Raw genomic sequence first — 21,513 nt, forward strand, 5'->3', positions numbered from 1 at the left:
ATAGTATATAACTATGATTTGATATAAAGGGATGAGAGATAATGAAAAGAAATGCATTTTTTGATAATGCAAGAGTGCTGTTGATTTTTCTGGTTGTATTTGGTCATATGCTTCAACCTTTTATAGATGAATCAAGAGGACTTCATACATTATATATGTGGATTTACACGTTTCATATGCCGGCCTTCATCTTGCTTTCAGGATTCTTTGCGAAGGGTTCAGGGGATAAGGGCTACATTATGAAACTTGTGAAAAAATTATTACTACCATATCTAATTTTCCAGATTTTATATACGCTGTTTTATTTCCTGATTGGGAAGGAAAGCTGGCAGACAGGGATATTTGATCCACAATGGTCATTGTGGTTCTTATTTAGTTTATTTAGCTGGCATATGCTGTTAATCTTATTTAAAAAAATACCAATTGGTCTAGGAATAGTATTTTCGATTGGTATTGGGTTAATCGTTGGTTATATTGGTGATATTGGGCATACCTTTAGCCTGTCACGAACGTTTGTATTTTTCCCGTTTTTCTTAATTGGTTTTTGGTTAACAGAAAAGCAAATTCTGCAAGTGAAACGAAAGATTGTCAAGGCGACATCTCTTGTAATAATGGCTGGGTTAGCGGCGGCATTATACTATGCTCCAGACTTTAACTCAGGCTGGCTCTTAGCATCTAAGTCGTATATTGATTTAGGGATGGAGGATTATGGTGGATTAGCAAGATTCTTTGTTTATATCATTGCGGCAGTAATGGTTACGAGTATATTATCATGGGTTCCGACGAAAAATATAGGATGGGTAACGAGTCTTGGAGGACGGACACTGTATGTCTATTTGCTACATGGATTTTTCATTCAGTTCTTCCGACAAGCCGATTTATTTGAAGTTAACAATGTTGTAGATCTATTAGGAATTGCAGGGTTATCTGCAATCATTGTGATTGTGCTCTCGAGTAGACCAATTCTCGGAATATGGCAGCCGCTCATTGAAGGGAAGGCTACGATTATTAAAAATAAATTAAGAGAAATATAAAAAAGTGGGGATGATTCCCCACTTTTTTCATGCATTAGAATATAAAATGTGCAATCAACGTGATCACTGGTAATGTAATAATCGTCCTTAACAAGAAGATAACGACTAAATCAAGGAAGGAGACAGGTATTTTCGAGCCGAGAATCAGCCCACCGACCTCAGACATGTAGATTAGCTGTGTAACTGATAATGCAGCGATGATAAAGCGAGTAATATCTGCTTCAATTCCAGAGCCGATAATTGCTGGCAGGAACATATCTGCAAATCCAATTAAAATCGTTTCGGAGGCTTCCGCTGCATATGGAACTTGCATTAATTCGAGCACAGGGATAAATGGTACTCCAAGCCATTGAAAGACTGGTGTATACGTTGCAATTATTAGTGCGATTAAACCAAATGCCATCACAATCGGTGCAACACCCATCCACATATCTAAAATGTTTTGCCCGCCTTCTTTAAAAAACTTATAAAAACTTGTTTCCTTTTTTGCACGTTCCAATGCTTTTGTATAACCATATGTCACTGGATTGTATCCATTAGGTATCGATTCATCCATCTCATCCACCGATTCATTAACGTACGTATCCGCTTTTCTAGATAACGGCGGAATTCGTGGCATAATGAGTGCAGCAATAATTCCTGATATAAGAACTGTGATATAGAAAGGAAGAAATAGATGTGCAAGTTTTACTTGTGCTAGAACGACTAAGGAAAACGTAATTGAAACAACTGAAAAGGTTGTTCCAACAACAGCAGCTTCTCGTTTTGTATAGAAGCCTTCTTCGTATTGCTTACTAGTCAGTAATACTCCAATGGTCCCATCACCAATCCAAGATGCTAATGCATCAATGGAAGAGCGTCCGGGTAATTTAAATAAAGGGCGCATTACATCTCGCATTAGTGTCCCAAATAATTCCAGTAGCCCAAAGTTCATTAATAATGGTAAGAATAACCCTGCAAATAAGAATACAGCGAATAGCACATGCAGTAGGCTATTTAATAAGGTTTGACCAGTGTCTCCCCCTGTTATCGCCTCAGGTCCAATTTGGAAATAAACCATTACAGCGAATATCGCTCCAACAACTCTAGTGATAGACCAGAAAATATTAACATCAAATAATTGCTGGAAGAAAGGTGTCTTTTGAAATGCATCACGGCCAGTAATTTTTATAATAACAGTCATGATGGCCGTAATAACGATGATTGCCATCATAATTGCTGACAATTGATCTGCAAGCAGTTCCTGTACCCAATTGGACAAAACAGCAATTGGAATGGTAAAGCCAGTGCTCGTTTTAACGGGTATGATAAATAAGAAAATTCCTATTAAAGAAGGAATAATAAATTTTATATGATCGATTAAACGATAGTTTTTCATAATGTCCTCCATATTCTATCTCCATAAACACAGTGTATAATTATACATAAAAACGAAATAGTATTCAAGTTTATTTTTTCTTGGTTCATGTTGTTAGTTTGTTTGTTCCTATTTATATAAAGTCCCAACTACTTAATGCGATAATAGTTCTCATGCGGTCGCTCCGGAAATACACTTCGCTGGGCTGGTAATCAAACATATTATTTTACTAACTTCTATAAAATATCATAGTATTTTTCCTCATTGATCGTAACAGTGAACAGAAGGGCTCTCCGAAAAAGCAATTTGCCCTAGCCTTCCTTGTTCTATGGAAATAGCCGTGTAAAGAACTATTCTATACGATGTTCTTCTGAAGGAACTCCCCTAGTTTTCTCTATGACACCACCGTCTGCTAGCTACATTCAGTTTAGGTTTAATTCGCAATTTCCATCAACTATCAATTATCAATAATCAGTTTAAAAACGAGGTGTTCCTACTGTGACATCCCTTTAGAAACAGCCATCGCCTTTGTAAGATTGTACAATATAAAATCATTGCGTTATGTTAGTAATAGGAATAGTAATAGGAATGTTAAATATTGGGTAAAGTAGGACGAGGTGTTTCGTAATGAAGACATTAAAGTACAATCTAATTTACCGTTGTATTGTCATTGTTTGGATGGCAATTAAATTTATCTTCAAAATATACTTTTTTTATTTCAGACATAGTATTTGGGATAATGAGACAATGTATAAGTGGAATCGTCTTTTAGCAAAAATGGCGAAGGAATACCGTGTGAAGGCAGAGAGACTTGGCGGTGTTTTAATTAAAGTTGGTCAGTTTTTAAGCACAAGGACGGACTTCATGCCTGATGTATTTATTCGGGAATTAACGAAATTGGTTGATCATGTACCACCAATGCCCTTTGATTACGCTGATAAAATGCTGAAGCAAGAGTGGGGAACTTCAATTGATACATATTTAAAGAGCATTACTAAATCATCTATTGCTTCCGCTTCGATAGGTGAAGTATATCGGGCAGTATTAAAGGATGGTACGGCAGTAGCAATTAAAGTCCGTCGTAAACGAATAGAAGAAATTTTTCATAAAGATTTTATTGCATTACGAATTGTTTTTTGGATTTTAAAAGTATTTACGAATTTCGGGAAAAAAGCAGATTTAAAAGCACTTTATAGCGAATTAGTTTATGTGATGGATCGTGAGCTGGATTTAAAACAAGAATTGGAATACGGGAAATACTTTAAGGAACGATATCAGGATAATCCATCCATCCATATTCCATTTTATATCGAATCATTAAGCACAGAAAAAATACTTGTAATGGAATGGATAGAAGGGGCTAAGATAACAGATATTCATTATTTGAAGTCTCATCATATAAATGTTGAGCAAACGACTAAGGTATTATTTGATTTTTACATGGACCAATTCATGAACCCAGGGAAGTTTCACGCAGATCCACATGCAGGAAATATTTTGATGCAAAAAGACGGAACGATAGCGATTATTGACTTCGGCATGGTTGGCGAGATTAAAAAGCAAGATACAGAGCAATTCAAAATACTTGTTCAAGGGTTTATCATCGACAATTATGACATAGTTGTTGACGCACTAGATAAAATGAATTTCATTTTACCGAATGCAGATAAAAAGAAATTGAAGAAAGTAATCAAAGAAACGGTCGAATTGTACCAGAATGGTTCCTTAAAAAATTTTAACGCTAAAGCAATGGAAAAACTAATGGAAGAAATTAGAGTAATCATAAAGGATCAGCCGATTCAACTGCCTGCTGATTATGCGTATTTAATCCGTGCGATTGCTATTGTTGTTGGAATATTATTTGCGATTAACCCGGAAACTGACATTATTAAGTGGGCTAAACCAAAAATTAAAGATTGGTTCGGTACAGGACAAATCATCAAATCAATTACAAAGCAATACGCAAAGGATGCTAGTGAACCATTCTTATCCTATCCGAGAGCACTGTTAAGTTTCCTGGAAAGTGGGGAAAAGAATAGAACATGGGATAAGGAGAAGGAATATTATCGACTGCGGCATCATTTTTATTTACTTATAGAGAGTATTTCATTTATTATGGTAGTAATAGGAATTGTAGGTGCTGTTTACGGATTAAGTACAGACCTAATAAGTATAGGAATAATAGGATTATCGTTAATTGGGGTATTTATGATCATCATTAATATTATATTGGTTATGCATTACCGAATGATTCGATCTAGAAAATAGGGAGGATGGATTAGATGAGCGATTTTCTAAGAAAAGGTTTCTTATTAGGACTTGGTGCTGCAGTTAGTGGGAAAGAGAAATTAGAGCAGAAGTTAAAAGAACTCGTTGATAAGAATGAGCTATCACAGGAACAAGCAAAAACGGTGATGAATAACTTCATTGAAAAAGGCGATATGAAGAAAAATGAGTGGAGCTCTAAGCAAAAAGAACAGACACAGAAAATGATTGATGACCTTGGTATAGCAACAAAGGAAGATATTATGGAACTGAAAGTCCGTATCGTGCAATTAGAAGCGAAATTGAATGATGAGAGCGAAAGCTAATTTATTAACTGAGGGGAACCTGTTAAAATCGGTTCTCTTCACTTTTTAAATTAGCCTTTTTATGTTTAACTGAATTAATGCTGCAAGCTTAATATAGCGATGTTTAATTCGGGAAATATTATCTGTACATTCACCCAATTCTAAAATCTGTCTTGATTTTGTTCTTTTTATAGGTTACAATTGTACTAATAATTTACCTGAGGATCATCAGTATAGGGGGAGTCGGCGGATGAAGAGCTTTTTAACAGTATGTGAGGATACAAGAAAGAAGCTTGGTAGGCAGTTGCAGGAAGATGAAGTAAAATTTTTGCAATGGATGTATAAACGCTATATTGAGGAGCAGCAGGAGACAAAACTGGAGTATTATACTATTTAAATTTTATATATCCACCCGACTGTGATTTTTTTGGGGATAAGATTGTAAATTCAAGTCTTGGAAATATCCAGGGCTTTTTATTTGATTTCATAAAAGATAGTACAGCTTATTTCGAGAGAGAATTTATTGGCTTCTTAGTACATACTAAGCTTTGAATATCATCTAAGGAGTTTTTCATCATGAGATTAAAAAAGCATTCGACTATTGCCCTCATTATTTCTCTTGTTTCACTCATAGGCTTTAGTATAATGGTGCTATTAATAGCGAACCAGAATGTAATTTTGTTTGATCATAACGTTATTAGTTTTATTCAAGGATTTGAAGGACCGAGCTTAACATCAATTATGAAATTTTTCACATATATCGGTTCGTATCATTCAATGATTGTTATTATTTTGATCATCGTTATTTTTCTATATATTGTATTGAAGCATCGATTGGAAATTATTTTACTTTTGACAGTAGTTATAACTACACCAATCCTGAATGGATTATTAAAGCAATCTTTTCAGCGAGCACGTCCAGAATTTCACCGACTAATTGATATAGGGGGCTATAGTTTTCCTAGTGGCCACGCAATGAATGCATTTGCTTTCTATGGAATCCTAACGTTTCTATTATGGCGTCATATTCCAAATCCCGCTGGACGTACGATATTAATTGTATTTAATGGCCTATTTATTATGATGATTGGCATAAGCAGAATTTACCTCGGGGTACACTATCCGAGTGATATTATTGCTGGATATTGTGTTAGCGGTTTTTGGTTAACAATCGTAATTTGGTCCTTTCAGAAGTATAGAGATAGACTGGGTACAAAGAAGCAATCGGGTAGAAGGGGAAAATAGTATGAGTTTTTATTATTAAATAATGTGAATTTAAATTGAACAGGGGGAAAAAGATTGTGATTGTTCAAATGGCTAACGAGAGGCATGTTCAAGGGATTGTTGATGTATGTACAAGGGCATATCGAATAACCTCCCAAGATTTTTTGACAAAAGAATATATTGATAGAAGATGTGAAGAATTCTTTAACGAAAAACGAGTACATAAGGAAGTAACAGAGCATAGTCCTTATTGGGGCGGATACTTTGTTGCTTTGGAAGGCGCATGTGTTATCGGTACTGGTGGTGGAGGTATGACGGGACAAGAAACAGGGGAATTATTTGTACTGTACATTGAACCGGATAGACGTAATGAAGGCATTGGTTCCAAAATATTGCAAGCAATCACTGAGCAGCAAAAGGGTCTTGGTGCAAAGGAGCAGTGGGTATCTGTTCAAAAAGATAACGCCCTAGGGATTCCCTTCTATGAAGCAAGAGGTTTTATCTTTCAAAAGGAGACGCAATCGTATGAAAGTAATCTTGAAGATAATGCAATATCCTTAAGATATAAACGGGAGATCTAGCTCAGTCTCATTAATGAGGGGGAGAATAATATTGCAAAAGAAAATGCAGTCATTTTTAGAGGACGAGATTTCTGGTCAAGAATTGTATGATTGAGTCATTGATTTTATTTATTTTTATAACATTAGATGTGGCGAATATGAATGTAACCGGTTTATTATCAAAAAGTTGGACCATTTAAACTTTATTATTTATGAAGAATATGATTATCGAAATGACGGGAAAGGGAGATTCATAATGCATATTCGATAAATAGGCAGCAATTCATTCGTTTAGTAAATCGATATGCAAAAGACCAGGGGTTTCCATTGAAGGAACTTTCGTAATAAAGATTATGATGTAATAATTGAATATATAATTACCGAGGTCGATTCCTTATCCTGGAATCGGCTTTCTGCACTAGTTTCACATCACCTTAACTTCTTTGCAATGCGTATATTATATTCTAATCCATTCCTTATATATCAAAAGATAATAATTATTTATTGATAAGCGATAAACAATGTATTAAAATGGAATTATCAATTAATTTGCGAGGTGCTTTTTTTTATGAACCGTGGATCAACAACTTTTTTAAGGATATCTGTTTTTCTAATTGGAATTATTGTCATTACCTTGTCCATATTCTTGTTGCCAAGGCTAGCAAATGAGGCGGCAGAAATAGCACCAGATTTGGCCTATTTAAAATATCTTGTTTTAATCGGTTTATACGTAACAACAATCCCATTCTTCTTTGCATTATATCAAGCATTAAAGATTTTAACATACATTGATAATCATAATGCTTTCTCATGTTTTTCTGTAAAATCATTAAAAAATATTGTATATTGCGCGATTACAATAAGTGTTTTTTATATAATCGGTGGATTGTTTCTATTCATACAAAACGCCCTGCATCCTGGAATCGCAATTATGGGTCTTACCATTACATTTGCATCCACTATTATTGCCGTTTTTGCATCGACACTAAAGAAACTAATTAAAAATGCGATTGATATGAAATCTGAAAATGATTTAACAGTTTGAGGTGATAATATGGCAATTGTTATTAATGTAGATGTGATGTTAGCGAAACGAAAAATGAGTGTTACAGAGCTTTCAGAGAAGGTTGGAATCACGATGGCTAACCTCTCTATTTTGAAAAATGGAAAGGCGAAGGCCGTACGATTTTCAACATTAGAGGGAATTTGTAAGGCGTTGAACTGTCAACCAGGGGATATTCTTGAATATCAGGATGATCACGAGCGTCAATAATAGAATATCTAATGTGTGCGAAGGTTAATCTATTAATTAATATAAGGTTCATAATAATCAAGATAACCTGGAGTTGAAAAACATGGAAAACGAATTGATCAAGGCCATTTCTTTACGCAAAGACGGAAAGCATAACGAATCTAATAAATTGCTTATCGAACTAGTAAAGCAATACCCTGAAAATGGGCGAGTAAATTATCAATGTGCCTGGAGTTTTGATCTATTAGGTGAAGAAAAGAAGGCTGTGCCTTATTATGAAAAAGCAATCAACCTGGGGTTGTCTTCAGGAGAATTGGAAGGTGCTTTTTTAGGGCTAGGAAGTACTTATCGAACATTGGGAGAATATGAAAAGTCGAAAAGTATATTTATAAAAGGAATTGAATCTTTCCCGAATAACCGAGCATTACAAACGTTCTATTCCATAACTTTATATAATTTGAACGAGCATCATAAAGCGATGGAGCTGCTATTAACATGCCTAATTGAAACAACAAAGGACGATAACATTCAAAGCTATAAAAAGGCAATTAATTTTTATAAAGATAAATTAGATGAAACATGGGAGTAGTAATATAAATTAGGAATGAAAGAAGTTATGAAACTTTTAGCGGTTTCTATCGTATGTAAGAATACAAGCTATTATGTAAATACGTAATTTTATTATATAGCGCTATTTCGCTTTTCTAGGGGGGTAAAATTTGTCACTCTTTCAATTAGGGAATAAAAAATATAACAAGGCTACGGAGTGGGTAAGGGAACATTCCTTTCGTATCGAATCCTTAACTGAATGCAATGGAGAAGACTTTAAATTTTTGGAAAAGGTGTTAAAGGATAAGCGGGTTGTTTGGCTCGGTGAAAATGGCCACGGTATTGCTGAACACAGTCTATTAAAGACAAAACTTATTCATTTCTTGTATCAGAAAATGGGATTTAAAGTAATTGCATTTGAAAGTGGTTTCGTTGAAGGGTATAGCTCAAATTATATGAAAGAGGCTCTTTCAGTTAATGAATTAATGGATAAATCAATCTTCTCTTTGTGGAAAACAGAAGAAACCTATCCACTATTCGAATTAATTAAAGAAAATAGTGATTTGAATCTGATTGGATTTGATTTGCAGCCATCTGTGAAAAAAAGCTCGATTGTAGCGTTTATCAATCAACTAAATATTAACTTTCCATCAGAATTTATTCGAAGTATACAAAAGGTCGAAAATACTGCGATATCCTTCTATGAACAAATTGGCATATATAAGGCTACACGAAAAAAGGTTCCGAAAGAAATATTAAACAATTATTTTAAAACCAAAAAAGAGCAAGATAAGCTAATTATCCATTTACAAACGATGCTAAAGTATTTAAAAAGGGAGTTTGAGCGGAATGGATTGAGCAAGGAATATGCCGTTATTCAAAAAGCTTTAGAGAACAGACAACTCTTTTTGAATCATTTAGCTTCTAGAAAAAGAGATTTTCTAAAGATTCGTGATAGAGTGATGGCGGATAATTTAGAATGGATTTGTAACGAACTTTACCCAAACGAAAAAATAATTATTTGGGCTCATAATAACCATATTTATAAAAATATAACAAGCAGCTATAAACCGATGGGGTCCTTAATGAGTCCGAAGTTCGAAAGACAATCCTATTATCTTGGTCTATTTATGTATCAAGGAGAAGTTACGTTTGATAAGAAAACCACTCAAAAGCTAGAAAAGCCGCCAAAGAATAGTATAGAGGATTATATGAATCATAATCCAAGCCCTGTATCTTTTCTTGATTTTTCTAAAGCGTCATTGAATCGAGTAAATAAATGGATATCGCGAAATACAGTGATTTTGGATTCTGGTATGATACACACCTTTATTATTCCTAAGAAACAGCTTGATGGTATATTTTTTGTAAAAGAGGTATCACCATCGCGTCATATATAAAAGAGGGATAATGATAAATCGATTGCTCTTATTAGGAGGGGAAATTTTGCTTAGAATAGCAACTGATAACGATATAAGTCAATTGGCAGTTCTGATGGGAGAATTGGGCTATCCAACAACGACAGATGAAATGGAACAGCGTTTTTCAAAGATTAATTCTAATGCTTTATATAACACTCAAGTAGCTGAAATTGATGGTGCTATTGTCGGTATGATTGGAATGATGCTAGGGTTTCATTATGAAAAGAATGAAAACTATGTAAGAATTGTTGCATTGGTGGTCGATTCCAAGTATAGGAAACAAGGAATTGGTGAAATGTTAATGTTAAAGGCTGAAGAATGGGCGAAGGAACAAGGTGCAAACAGAATTGTGTTGAATAGTGGAAATCGAAGCGAGCGAAACGATGCCCATAAATTTTATACAAACAGAGGATTTGAACGAAAAGCGACAGGGTTTTATAAATTATTAGGAAGATAACTTTTGCAATAAGTGCAGGAAACAGAATCTTATCAAAGGGAATTTTTTCAATGAAATATTACTTAAACGACCACCAGTATATTCTGGTGGTCGTTTAAGTATTGAGAGTGTGTTGTCCTCACTAAAATCCCATCAAGTCCTTTTCATATTAAATCGAAAATCAATCATGCTATAATAGAACGAGCTTTAGAGTATTTTGGTAGTTAAGCAAGTATAGAAGCTTTCTAACTATAATAAGTACAACCAAGTTTTCTAATCTGAGGAGTGGTTTGATTGGCAGTAGAAAATAATACGATAATAAAAAAGATGATTAATGAATTGAATTTGGCAAAGGAAAATCAGCATAATCAGGATACAATGGTGCGTCACATTTCGAATGTGAAGGTGTTATGTGATTTATTTATAGAAGAGGAGTCAACGCCTGCAGTAATAACTAGGAGTAAGGATTCCAATGAGATTTCTGAGGAAGAATTAAGGGCAATGATTGGTAATCAAGGACAAATAAAGAAGGTTGTCATTGATGATGAAGAGGAAGCAAACGGTGGTTCTATTTTTGATTTTTAATTAGAGGGGAGTAATTGGGATGAAATTATTTTTAATTTTAGGAGCAATTAACGGATTTATCGCAGTTGCGCTTGGGGCATTTGGTGCGCACGGACTAGAAGGAAAGGTATCTGAAAAACAAATCGGTACATGGAATACTGCAGTAGATTATCAAATGTTCCATACGATGGCATTATTTGTTACAGGTCTGCTTTTAGCTAAGTTCCAAAGTGGTGGACTTCAGTGGGCTGGATGGATGTTCTTAGTAGGTATTATTATATTTTCTGGAAGTCTTTACCTTTATTCCGTTACATCCGTTAAAACCTTTGGGATGATTACACCAATCGGTGGGGTAGCATTTTTAATTGGTTGGATCTTGCTGGGAACTGCAGTTATGAGAAATTTATAAAGCAAACAGGAGATAGGTTGCTAAGATAAATAGCATTACGGCACGGAGAATTTGTTTGCCAGCTTGCTGAGAGTTGTGGGAGTACAGATGTAGAAGCGCGTCACAAACTAAGCTCAAGCTGATAAGATAGAAGCATAGAAAGACAAGGATAAAGAGTCCCTGAAATAGTGCGATTAAGCTAATTAGGATGACAATAACAAGTAAAATAAGTTCGATGCGGATAAATTTTTCATAAGGGTTTCGCATGTTATCGCTCCTTAGTATAGTAAAAAATGGATGAAAAGGATGACAAAATAGCGTTGCTGTGTCATCCTTTTTCTGTTCCACTACCTCAATTTATCTAGGTGGTTGGGTCGATAGTTGCTGGCTATTAAATGGGTATGCATAATTAATTTCCTCGTCAAATGTAACGTAATCTAGGTAAACCATCAGCAGTAGAACGCGTCTTCCTGTTGAAGGTTCGCTTAAGATTATATGATCTCGACCTGCAGCTTCAATAATTCCTTTAAACGTTTTATGATCGTCACCAGGAAAGGTCATGTGAACTGTTGCAAGCTTCCCGCGATTCAATCGTAAAATGTTTTCAATGTAGGATTGCTGTAAAGGGAGTTGCCCTTGTCCCCCTGGAGTTTGACTTGGTTGCTGTTGTACTGGTGTTGGGAATTGTCTCGTTGGATATGCTGGATAATATGCTTGTGACGTCTGTGGGTAATAGTAATATGGATTTGGTTGATATGGATTTTGTCCTGTATACTGTTGCTGGCTTCTGCTTTGATTTGAATTCTGATTTGAACCTTCTTGATTCTCGCTCATATAAAAACCTCCTAATTATTGTGTTTCATTTAAGCATTACCTTTTACATTGCTTCACTCAATAATTATATGTATGTGAGGTTAAAGGAAATAATAACTAAAAAAAAGCCATGCTGTTTTTTAATCAGCACGGCTATTATCAATCAATCTACAATGCAAAGTATGTTGCAACTGCTTCTTTTGCTAAATAATTTCCGATTATAAAATCACCAAACTCGGCATATTTCGTTGTTACTTCATCAAAACGCATTTCATAAACGATTTTCTTGAATTGTAGCGGGTCATGGGCAAATAAGGTTACTCCCCATTCCCATTCATCAAGTCCAATCGACCCTGTAATGATTTCTTTCACCTTACCTGCATACTTACGACCTGTCATACCATGATCATAAAGTAATCTTGTTCTTTCTGCTTTATCGATTTCGAACCAATTTGCTTCTTCATTGCGGCGGCGTGCCATTGGGTAGAAGCAAGCATGCTCCCATCTTGGCAGAATTGGTTTTAAGCGAGCTTCAACTCTTGGGTCAAGCACACGATCTTTTCCTTCATCCATTGGGTTATGCATTGTCATTTCAACGATTGATACATAAGAATATCCTGGGATTAAATAATCACCAATTTTTGATTTATTTATTTCTCTTTTAATTTCTTCAAGCTCGTCCATTGATGGTCGCAGGAAAATAAATAGTAAATCTGCTTTATTGCCGACTACTTTATAAATGGATTGACTTCCTTTTTTCTCTTCCTCGGTCTGCTCCCATTTCGTCATAAGTTGTTCAAATTCTGCTATTGCTTCGGATCTTTCTTGTTCCGAGGTCATTTTCCACGATGACCAGTCAAATGTACGTGTATCATGTAGTGTACACCAACCATCCATGGTAATTACTGCTTCAGCCAAGATAATCACTCCTTATATGTAATAAAACTTATTTTAACCGTATTTTTACTATAGCATAATCAGGGCACTCTAATCATAGGTAAGCATTCACCATTTCAGCTATTTTAGTCAGTTGTCGATTCTTTGTCAAAAATCTAAAAAAAGGTATTTGCTTTAAATTACAGTCTAAATCCTATATCATTAGTGTGTGCTAGATTTAGCAATTTTAATTTGGAGGGTAAAAGATGAGCCAGCTATTTGATCAATTAACATCTAAAGTATCATCGAAAAATAAAAAAATTGTATTTCCAGAAGGATTAGATGAAAGAATTCTTACTGCTGCAAGTAAACTTAGTGCAGAAGGAATTGTTGAACCAATTTTAATTGGTAATAAAGAAGAAGTTAGTAAGAAAGCGGAAGCGGTTGGTGCAGACGTATCTTCACTTACAATAATCGATCCAGCAGAATACGCTGAATTCGATGCAATGGTTGCTGCATTTGTTGAGCGTCGTAAAGGTAAAGCAACAGAAGAGGATGCACGTAAAATCCTTCTTGATGAAAATTATTTTGGAACAATGCTTGTTTATCTAAATAAAGCAGATGGTTTAGTAAGTGGTGCTGCACATTCAACTTCAGATACAGTTCGCCCTGCATTACAAATCATTAAAACAAAAGAAGGCCTTAAGAAAACCTCAGGAGTATTCATCATGGTTCGTGATGATGAGAAATATGTGTTTGCAGATTGTGCAATCAATATTGCGCCTGACAGCCAAGATTTAGCAGAGATTGCAGCAGAAAGTGCTGTAACAGCTAAACTATTTGATATTGATCCACGCGTTGCAATGCTTAGCTTCTCAACTAAGGGTTCAGCTAAATCTGAGGAAACAGAAAAAGTTGCAGAGGCATTGAAGCTTGCAAAAGAAAAAGATGCCTCACTTGTAATTGATGGTGAATTCCAGTTTGACGCTGCATTCGTACCAAGTGTTGCAGAGAAAAAAGCTCCAGATTCTGTTATCAAAGGGGATGCAAACGTATTTGTCTTCCCAAGTCTTGAAGCAGGAAACATAGGTTATAAAATTGCACAACGACTAGGTGGATTTGAAGCTGTTGGTCCTATTTTACAAGGATTAAACAAACCAGTTAACGACCTATCACGTGGCTGTAACGCTGAAGATGTTTATAATTTAGCAATCATTACTGCATCCCAAGCAGTAGCTGCTGAATAATAATCTAAATTAAGAGGGCCTGTACTAGAGTGATATTTAGTACAGGCTTTTTTGTTGATAGTTAAGTTTCTTACTACATAAGTGGGACCTACAGGATGTAGGTCAGTTCGGTGCTGCAACTGGAGGTCGCGTTTTTAACCGAACTTCCCCTAAGGGCTGTCACCAAAAAGATAGGTTAAACTTTAGTTTTCTAATACATCTGCTGATTTAGCTGATTGTACTTGTTCTGTAACTGAATTAAATTTCTTTCAATAAAATAATACTACTCTCAAACTAAGAGCTCCAACTCAATATCTAACAGCTCCACCTGCCTATCGAAGCGCTCCAACCAAATATCTAACAGCTCCGCTCGCCAAGCTAAGAGCTCCAACTCAATATCTGAAAGCTCTACTAACCAAGCTGAGAACTATAACTACATACCCAACAGCTCGACATATCAAGCCAACGTCCCAGCCTTTAGCCTGCCTACATCTTAGTTATCTTTTCATTCCGTTTCACCATTTGACCATATCTTTTTTCAAATACTTCAAGTTCGTTTTCGGAAAAATCCTCAACAACAATCTCTTTACTGAAATTCCTTAAAGCAGCATACACTCGCTCTTTCATTTCTTCTACAGTTAATTCAAGTCCAAGCAACTCTGACAGGGATGCCATTACATTCGGCGCTACAGTAGGGTAGACAAATTTCGTTTCGGCGTCTTTTTTACTGATACTGTAAAAATCACGAATGAGTGCTGCCCGCTCTTTACTATTTCCTTCTACATCTAAATAAATTTGAATTGCTGCGCCATCTTTAATTCGCCGTTGTGAGATCCCTGCAAACTTCTTGCCATTAATACTTAAATCGTAATCACCTGGACAATAGGAACCGACTATTTCATATGCTTCAATTTTATCGGTTAAATCACGGAGCATATATTGCACGAAGCTAACCATTGCTTCATAGCAATCGTGAATGGAAAGATCATGTACACCAGGAATGACGAGAGAAAGATTGAGCACCCCATTATCCAATACAACCGCAAGTCCACCAGAATTTCTTATGACAGTATGATAGCCGTGCTGCGTTAAAAATGGCACCCCTTCTTCGATGTATGGGAGCTTTGCATCTGGTATCCCAAGTACGACAGTTTTAGGATGAACCCATAATCGAATAACGGGGGCAGATGCACCATTACTTACGGATGTTGCAAGTGCATCATCCACAGCGAATGATGTTAAGGCAGTATTTGGTTTTGAATTTATTTGTTTTTCATCTGAATGATCCATATATCGAAAGGTTTCATGAGTGATGATTTCGTGCCATTTTTTCATAATTTCCCTCTTTTTTTCAAATATTTCAGCATTGCTGACTCTCATAAATGAAGTATTACAAATTAGTGTCGTTCATGGAAGTTTCTCTATAACTATAATATAATTACATCATATAATAAAATCGTTTAGAAAACTAAGGTTTAACCAAGCCTTTCGGTGAACCATTAGCTACACTTATGCAGTAAGAGATATTTTATACTTTCTAAACTACCTAAAAAGAACGGATGGGGAATAATGGCATATAGAGATGAACAATTATCCGAGGAGAAAGTTTTCAAAGATCCTGTCCACCGTTATGTTCACGTGAGGGACAGGGTTGTTTGGGATTTAATTGCAACTCCAGAATTTCAGCGGTTACGACGAATCAAACAATTAGGAACAACGAATTTAACGTTCCATGGCGCCGAGCATAGCAGGTTTAATCATTCACTTGGTGTATACGAAATCGTTAGAAGAATTATTAATAATTTCCAGGATCGCTCACATTGGAATAAGGAGGAGCGTTTACTCTGTTTATGTGCAGCATTATTACATGATTTAGGGCATGGACCATTCTCACATTCATTTGAAAAAGTGTTCAAGCTCGATCATGAATATTTTACTCAGCAGATTATTGTTGGTGACACAAACATTAATAAAGTATTAGAGCAGGTAAGCCCAGGTTTTTCTAGAGATGTTGCAGATGTTATTGCGAAGACCTATAAGGATAAATTAGTTGTTAGTTTAATTTCCAGCCAAATTGATGCGGACCGGATGGATTACCTGCAGCGCGATGCCTATTTTACAGGGGTCAGCTACGGTCATTTTGATATGGAGCGAATTCTACGCGTAATGCGTCCGATAGAGGATCAAGTGGTCATCAAGTCAACAGGGATGCATGCAGTGGAAGATTATATTATGAGTCGTTATCAGATGTACTGGCAAGTTTACTTCCATCCGGTGACGAGAAGTGCGGAAGTTATTTTGTCAAAAATTTTGCAACGGGCAAAAGTGTTGTTTGAAGCGGAAGACTTCACATTCAAACTCGAACCGAAGCATTTCCTTTCATTTTTTAATGAAGATGTAAAGCTAGAGGATTATCTTAAGCTGGATGATACAATCGTTTTTTATTATTTCCAGCAATGGCAAGATGAAAAAGACGAGATATTACGTGATTTATGTGCACGTTTTATGAATCGTCATTTATTCAAATATGTCGAGTATGCACCAAACCAACCGATAGATAAGTGGATGGAGTTATCAAGATTATTTGTTGAAGCTGGGATAGATCCAGAATATTATCTTGTACTCGATTCTTCTTCCGATTTACCTTATGACTTTTATCGACCTGGTGAAGAAGGGGAACGTCTACCGATTAATTTATTAATGCCAGATGGTGAGATAAAAGAACTTTCACGGCAATCCGATATCGTAGAGGCCATCTCTGGAAAAAGACGGACAGATCACAAGCTCTATTTTCCAAAAGATCGGATTGAGGCGCTCACAGATGAACGGATTAAACAACGGATGAAAGAGATTTTATATAATTAAGGAGAGGAAAGATTTGTTAACCAACCATGCAAAAATCATGCAGTTTTTTTCGATGGCTGATGGTGTGACAGGCCGGAAAAAGCTGCAAAAGATGATTTATATTTTGCAGAAATGCAATATTCCATTTGAAGAGAAGTACCATTTTCATGTATATGGCCCATATTCAGAGGAACTCACGTTACGTGTCGAGGAACTTTGCAACTTTGGTTTTTTAGATGAAACGAAGGAAGATAAAAGTAATTATTTCCAGTACAATTACACGATTACAACTGACGGTGCAGCATTTTTACAGCAATTTAATTTGGATATGCCAAGTTATCAAAATAAAGTGGATATGCTGAAAGAGAGGAGCTCGCGTTTCTTAGAGCTTGTTTCCACGATGCTTTACTTCGATGACCTACCAATCGAGGAAACGATTGAAAAAGTGCATACAGTGAAGCCGAAGCAGAAATTCAGCGAGAATGAAATTGAGGAAGCAATACAATTTATTAAGGATATTAAGCAACCATAATTTAGCGGAAACAATCCGTTATGGATGTATGTGTTACAATCTAGGTAAATAAATAGCTTGGATGGAAGAGGGGGATAAATGATATGAGTTCAGAACAAAACGCCAACAAAAAGAAAAGTAATGCTTTTACAATCATTAAAGACGATTCGACCGATGGACATGGTGGATACGGATCAGGTGTGATTAGCTTGGAAAATATGTCACCTGTAATCGTCGACCCGAATGAAAATAAGGCATATGTCGATATGGGTGCTATGCACGCAAGAAGCGAAATCGAGCGACGCGTGAAGATTATTCCGAATCGTGAAGAAGTACCAAATGGGCTGCTCTACTGGATAGTTTGGGTGAATGTTGATCGTAATGAAAATGGACCGTACTACGGTGGTGTAGCCGGCAGTGAAATTATTATCGATCGTTCGATTAAACGTGCCTATAAATCGATGCCTCAGCATGTTACACATATGGAAAAATCTTTAAAGGGGAAAATTGTCGTTGATCATATGGACGAGTCATCGAAAAAGTTACTAAAGGATTTCTTAGTCGAATTTAACCAGGCGATGTGGGATAATTCAACAGATGAGTTGAAAAACGCACTTCCAGAATAATAATGCGAATACAAATGCTAAATCGAAAATATAAATATGAACAATTTGTGAATGAATAGTGGTAAAAAGCTGAAAAATTTGTACTTTGTTCATATAATTTGTAAAATATAAATACATGGGTTCACTCATGTATTGCTAGGACAAAAAAGAGGTCAACAATCAAGTGGTACGGAACCACGACATTGTTGGCTTCTTTTTTTGTAGGGGAGGATTGTTTAGAAATATAACTTGTGCAAATTCTTTTCTTGAGAAGTTGCATTGATTTAATTCCATTCTATTCTTGTTTAGAAACTCAACAAACCCATAAACTACGAACTAACTAGGGTAACACTTGCTGCCTTGGCTGTCGCTCTAGAAATACACTACGCGCACCTTAGGGGAGCTGGTGAGCCTACTCGTGCTGTCGCACTTCGTAGTCTCACCTAGGCTCTTCTTCCCGCAGGACAAGGAAGGCTTCGGCAGCGTTCCATCGCAATCAGACAAATTGAACTTTATTTTCGAGGAGTCTTCGTGTATTTCTTCCGCTGGGATTTTGCAATTGCTGTCATACATAAGACGAGCGGGCAATTCCTCATCATAGCCGTTGATTGAAGTGGAGGACAGGAGACTCCTGCGGGAATAGCAACGGCTGAAGATCCATCGGAAGTGTTCTTCTTCCGAGAGGAGCAGACCGCGGTGCCCTCCGGATGCGCGACTGTCCGCAGCGGAAATCAACGTAGCTCATAGTTCGCACACCTTATATCAACCACGAATTATCATTTCTCGATGAGAAAGCATAAAATCTCACACTGTATAAGTGCAATGAAGGCTATCACTTAAATACAGGGTGCCAGTAGCCCGGTTTTCTAAAAGCAAAAGCTGCTGGTAAACAATCAAAAAATGAGCAGCTGCTCGTCACAACTGTCCCTGTAGTGAATTTATTTAACTTAGAGCTAACTATTTCAAGCTAAAACAACAAATCAAACCACCGTTCTACGATTCCTTTATTTTGATTCGGTCCAACTTTATCTTCCTTATGAAAATGCTCCATACAATAACGTCTTGGCTCGGTTCCCATTTCAAAATACATGATCACACTAGTGTCACAATATGGGGTAGCGAGTGCACCGGTAGTTGGATCGATTGGAATGCCAACGACACCAACCGGAACAGTGAAATTTTCCTGAGGTAATTCTTTATGTGCATCTTCCATGAAATTCGCCCAAATTTGTTTCGCATAAGCATTTTCTGCAACTATTTCCATTGCGCGATTATCATCATACCCAGTCCAGATTCCTGTTACTAAGCTTGGGCTATAGCCAATCATCCAATTATCTGATTTCGTTGTTCCTGATTTTCCTGCATATGGTCGAGTAAGACTATCGGCAATGCTAGCTCCTGTTACAGTTGTATAACCATCGAGATTGTGATCAAACATGCCAGTCATTAAATTAGTTAAAATGAAAGCTTGCTTCGGTTCAAGCACTTGCCGCCCAGGGTCATTATCCCGCTCAAAAATAATATTTCCATTTCGGTCCGTAATTTTTTCAATCGTATGTCCATCAATTTGCTTACCGCCATTTGCCAGCATACCATATGCTGTTACCATCTCTTTCAGTGATACAGTAGCGGTTCCGAGTGCAAGGGAAGGGACTGCTGGTAAATCACTTGTAATCCCGAATTGTCTTGCAGTCTTAACTAAATTATCGGTCCCTAAATATAAATTCGTTTTCACTGCATAAATATTATCGGAAAGTGATAGTGCTTGTGCCAATGTGATTGGTTCTTCTGCATAATAATCGTTATAATTACTTGGTGAGTATACTTCGCCATCTTCTAGCGTAAAAGTTGTCGGTTTACTTTCTAGAAGCGTACTTGCCGTATAGCCGTTATTTAATGCTGCATAATATAAGAAGGGCTTAAAGGTCGACCCAGGCATTCGCAGTGCATCTACGGCACGATTAAAGGGACTCTTTTGGTAATCTCTTCCCCCAATTAGTGCACGGATTGCCCCTGATTCTGGATCCATGGCCATTGCACCGATTTCGATGTTACTTTGTCCGCTAATTGTTGCACTAGTCGTAGTTTCGAGCTTGGATTGTTCGTCGACATCCAAGGTAGTATAAATATTAAACCCTCCAGTACGAACTGCTTTCATTTCTAAATCTAATAATTTTGCTGCCTCTTTTAAAGCTAGATCTTGGAAATAAGGTCCAATCTTCTTTTTTTTATCTATTTTCCTAGTTTGCGAGTAAGCAAGCACCTCTTTTTTTGCGTGTTCGTATTCTTGCATTGTTATAGCGTTATTATTCAGCATTAACTGTAAAATGATTGCTTGTCTGTTTATAGCATTTTCTGCGTTATTAAAAGGGGAATAATATGTTGGCCCCTTTGGAACACCTGCTAGCATAGCCGCTTCAGCCAAATCCAGTTCTTCCGCGGATTTATCAAAAAAGTATTTACTCGCGGCCTCTACCCCATACGTCCCATGTCCATAATAAACCGTATTTAAATAGCCTTCGAGAATCTCTTCTTTTGAATAGTACATTTCTAAACGAATGGTATAAAATGCTTCTTTGAGCTTTCTTGTCCATGTTTTTTCATGGGATAAAAATACATTTCTTGCATATTGCTGTGTCAGCGTACTTGCGCCCTCTTTTAGGGAAAGCGATTGGATGTTCTTTAAGATTGCCCCAGCAATCCGTTTTAGGTCAAAGCCGTTATGTTCAAAGAAATGTTGGTCTTCAATCAGTATGGTTGCATCGACAATTGCAGGAGGTATCTCATCCAAATCAAGCCAATATCTGTTTTCAAGCCCACTATCCTCACCAATAACTTCACCATTATTGCTATAATAAATCGTATTTTCTTCACTTGTCAGTGCTGGAGGACCCATTAGAAAACTAATAAAATAGATTCCTATTAAAAACAAGCATGCAGAAATAAACATGCCGATAAATAGTTTTAAAATAATCCATTTTCTATTTTTAAAAGGTAATTGACGCTTCATTGATATTATCCCCATCTGTTTAAATGACTGTTTTATTTCCATTATGGGAAAGGATAGAAGGAAATAAACGCCTTAGCGAAAATAAAAATTAAATGCACCGAATTTAGAAGATATTAGATAGATATTGAAAACACCCCATACTTACAGATATAATAAGAACACTATATGGATTTTTGAACAAAGGTGAAAGTACCCGTTTTCGACGTACTGACTGCCCCCGCAGTTTGGAGTGGTTCGACGTTTCGAACATTCCTTCATAGGAGATATGAGGAA

At 36.4% G+C, this 21,513-nt stretch carries 22 protein-coding genes; 17 read left to right on the forward strand and 5 right to left on the reverse strand.

The window, feature by feature from the left end; genetic code table 11:
- Positions 1 to 41: 41 nt before the first annotated feature.
- Positions 42 to 1,034 carry an acyltransferase family protein gene (locus tag CWR45_RS04485; RefSeq protein WP_115748609.1) on the forward strand — a complete coding sequence of 331 codons (993 nt, stop codon included), beginning with the start codon at positions 42 to 44 and terminating at the stop codon, positions 1,032 to 1,034.
- 34 nt (positions 1,035 to 1,068) lie between these two features.
- Here the strand turns inward: CWR45_RS04485 and CWR45_RS04490 are convergent, their stop codons facing one another.
- The gene (locus CWR45_RS04490; protein ID WP_115748966.1) at positions 1,069 to 2,412 is read right to left on the reverse strand and encodes a YjiH family protein; all 1,344 of its coding nucleotides are present in this window, start codon (positions 2,410 to 2,412) and stop codon (positions 1,069 to 1,071) included.
- 606 nt (positions 2,413 to 3,018) lie between these two features.
- On the opposite strand from CWR45_RS04490, the gene CWR45_RS04495 reads away from it, so the two are divergent.
- The 12 genes from CWR45_RS04495 (at position 3,019) to CWR45_RS04550 (ending at position 11,376) form a co-directional block, all read left to right on the forward strand.
- Positions 3,019 to 4,659, forward strand: a complete 1,641-nt coding sequence (locus tag CWR45_RS04495) for an ABC1 kinase family protein (protein ID WP_115748610.1) — start codon at positions 3,019 to 3,021, stop codon at positions 4,657 to 4,659.
- Positions 4,660 to 4,673: 14 nt separating this feature from the next.
- The gene (locus tag CWR45_RS04500; RefSeq protein ID WP_115748611.1) at positions 4,674 to 4,982 is read left to right on the forward strand and encodes a phasin family protein; all 309 of its coding nucleotides are present in this window, start codon (positions 4,674 to 4,676) and stop codon (positions 4,980 to 4,982) included.
- Positions 4,983 to 5,211: 229 nt separating this feature from the next.
- On the forward strand, positions 5,212 to 5,358 hold the full coding sequence (locus CWR45_RS19720) for a hypothetical protein (protein WP_170138790.1): 147 nt from the start codon (positions 5,212 to 5,214) through the stop codon (positions 5,356 to 5,358).
- Between the two features lie 179 nt (positions 5,359 to 5,537).
- A complete protein-coding gene (locus CWR45_RS04505) occupies positions 5,538 to 6,206 on the forward strand; it encodes a phosphatase PAP2 family protein (RefSeq protein ID WP_115748612.1) in 669 nt (222 codons plus the stop codon).
- Between the two features lie 56 nt (positions 6,207 to 6,262).
- Complete coding sequence (locus CWR45_RS04510; RefSeq protein ID WP_342770082.1) at positions 6,263 to 6,766, forward strand: GNAT family N-acetyltransferase; 504 nt, start codon at positions 6,263 to 6,265, stop codon at positions 6,764 to 6,766.
- Positions 6,767 to 7,313: 547 nt separating this feature from the next.
- Positions 7,314 to 7,790 carry a DUF2975 domain-containing protein gene (locus tag CWR45_RS04520; RefSeq protein ID WP_115748613.1) on the forward strand — a complete coding sequence of 159 codons (477 nt, stop codon included), beginning with the start codon at positions 7,314 to 7,316 and terminating at the stop codon, positions 7,788 to 7,790.
- A 9-nt stretch (positions 7,791 to 7,799) separates the two neighbouring features.
- Complete coding sequence (locus CWR45_RS04525) at positions 7,800 to 8,018, forward strand: helix-turn-helix domain-containing protein (RefSeq protein WP_115748614.1); 219 nt, start codon at positions 7,800 to 7,802, stop codon at positions 8,016 to 8,018.
- An 82-nt stretch (positions 8,019 to 8,100) separates the two neighbouring features.
- On the forward strand, positions 8,101 to 8,586 hold the full coding sequence (locus CWR45_RS04530; protein ID WP_115748615.1) for a tetratricopeptide repeat protein: 486 nt from the start codon (positions 8,101 to 8,103) through the stop codon (positions 8,584 to 8,586).
- Between the two features lie 130 nt (positions 8,587 to 8,716).
- Positions 8,717 to 9,946 (forward strand): erythromycin esterase family protein, encoded by a 1,230-nt coding sequence (locus CWR45_RS04535; RefSeq protein ID WP_115748616.1) that lies wholly within the window; start codon positions 8,717 to 8,719, stop codon positions 9,944 to 9,946.
- A 46-nt stretch (positions 9,947 to 9,992) separates the two neighbouring features.
- Positions 9,993 to 10,424, forward strand: coding sequence for a GNAT family N-acetyltransferase (locus CWR45_RS04540; RefSeq protein WP_245975335.1), 432 nt, complete (start codon positions 9,993 to 9,995; stop codon positions 10,422 to 10,424).
- A 273-nt stretch (positions 10,425 to 10,697) separates the two neighbouring features.
- On the forward strand, positions 10,698 to 10,988 hold the full coding sequence (locus CWR45_RS04545) for a YwdI family protein (protein ID WP_115748617.1): 291 nt from the start codon (positions 10,698 to 10,700) through the stop codon (positions 10,986 to 10,988).
- 19 nt (positions 10,989 to 11,007) lie between these two features.
- The gene (locus CWR45_RS04550) at positions 11,008 to 11,376 is read left to right on the forward strand and encodes a DUF423 domain-containing protein (protein ID WP_115748618.1); all 369 of its coding nucleotides are present in this window, start codon (positions 11,008 to 11,010) and stop codon (positions 11,374 to 11,376) included.
- A gap of 336 nt (positions 11,377 to 11,712) precedes the next feature.
- Here the strand turns inward: CWR45_RS04550 and gerQ are convergent, their stop codons facing one another.
- Both gerQ and hemQ read right to left on the reverse strand, forming a co-directional pair.
- The gene (gerQ, locus tag CWR45_RS04560) at positions 11,713 to 12,189 is read right to left on the reverse strand and encodes a spore coat protein GerQ (protein WP_115748620.1); all 477 of its coding nucleotides are present in this window, start codon (positions 12,187 to 12,189) and stop codon (positions 11,713 to 11,715) included.
- 147 nt (positions 12,190 to 12,336) lie between these two features.
- Positions 12,337 to 13,086: a hydrogen peroxide-dependent heme synthase gene (hemQ, locus tag CWR45_RS04565; protein WP_115748621.1), complete on the reverse strand. Its 750-nt coding sequence runs from the start codon at positions 13,084 to 13,086 to the stop codon at positions 12,337 to 12,339.
- Positions 13,087 to 13,310: 224 nt separating this feature from the next.
- Between hemQ and pta the strand changes: the two genes are divergently transcribed.
- Entirely contained in the window at positions 13,311 to 14,291 is a 981-nt protein-coding gene (pta, locus tag CWR45_RS04570) for a phosphate acetyltransferase (protein WP_115748622.1), read from the forward strand.
- Positions 14,292 to 14,756: 465 nt separating this feature from the next.
- Here pta and CWR45_RS04575 read toward each other — a convergent pair whose 3' ends face one another.
- Positions 14,757 to 15,605 (reverse strand): lipoate--protein ligase family protein, encoded by an 849-nt coding sequence (locus CWR45_RS04575; RefSeq protein WP_115748623.1) that lies wholly within the window; start codon positions 15,603 to 15,605, stop codon positions 14,757 to 14,759.
- A gap of 234 nt (positions 15,606 to 15,839) precedes the next feature.
- Between CWR45_RS04575 and CWR45_RS04580 the strand changes: the two genes are divergently transcribed.
- The 3 genes from CWR45_RS04580 (at position 15,840) to CWR45_RS04590 (ending at position 18,251) form a co-directional block, all read left to right on the forward strand.
- Positions 15,840 to 17,135 (forward strand): HD domain-containing protein, encoded by a 1,296-nt coding sequence (locus CWR45_RS04580; RefSeq protein ID WP_115748624.1) that lies wholly within the window; start codon positions 15,840 to 15,842, stop codon positions 17,133 to 17,135.
- A gap of 13 nt (positions 17,136 to 17,148) precedes the next feature.
- Positions 17,149 to 17,646, forward strand: coding sequence for a YwgA family protein (locus CWR45_RS04585; protein WP_115748625.1), 498 nt, complete (start codon positions 17,149 to 17,151; stop codon positions 17,644 to 17,646).
- A gap of 83 nt (positions 17,647 to 17,729) precedes the next feature.
- Positions 17,730 to 18,251 carry a YwhD family protein gene (locus tag CWR45_RS04590; RefSeq protein WP_115748626.1) on the forward strand — a complete coding sequence of 174 codons (522 nt, stop codon included), beginning with the start codon at positions 17,730 to 17,732 and terminating at the stop codon, positions 18,249 to 18,251.
- Positions 18,252 to 19,197: 946 nt separating this feature from the next.
- On the opposite strand, the gene CWR45_RS04595 is transcribed toward CWR45_RS04590, so the two are convergent.
- Positions 19,198 to 21,240 carry a transglycosylase domain-containing protein gene (locus tag CWR45_RS04595; RefSeq protein WP_115748627.1) on the reverse strand — a complete coding sequence of 681 codons (2,043 nt, stop codon included), beginning with the start codon at positions 21,238 to 21,240 and terminating at the stop codon, positions 19,198 to 19,200.
- Positions 21,241 to 21,513 lie beyond the last annotated feature (273 nt).

It is taken from the genome of Oceanobacillus chungangensis, assembly GCF_003369565.1.
Classification (GTDB): domain Bacteria; phylum Bacillota; class Bacilli; order Bacillales; family Amphibacillaceae; genus Oceanobacillus; species Oceanobacillus chungangensis.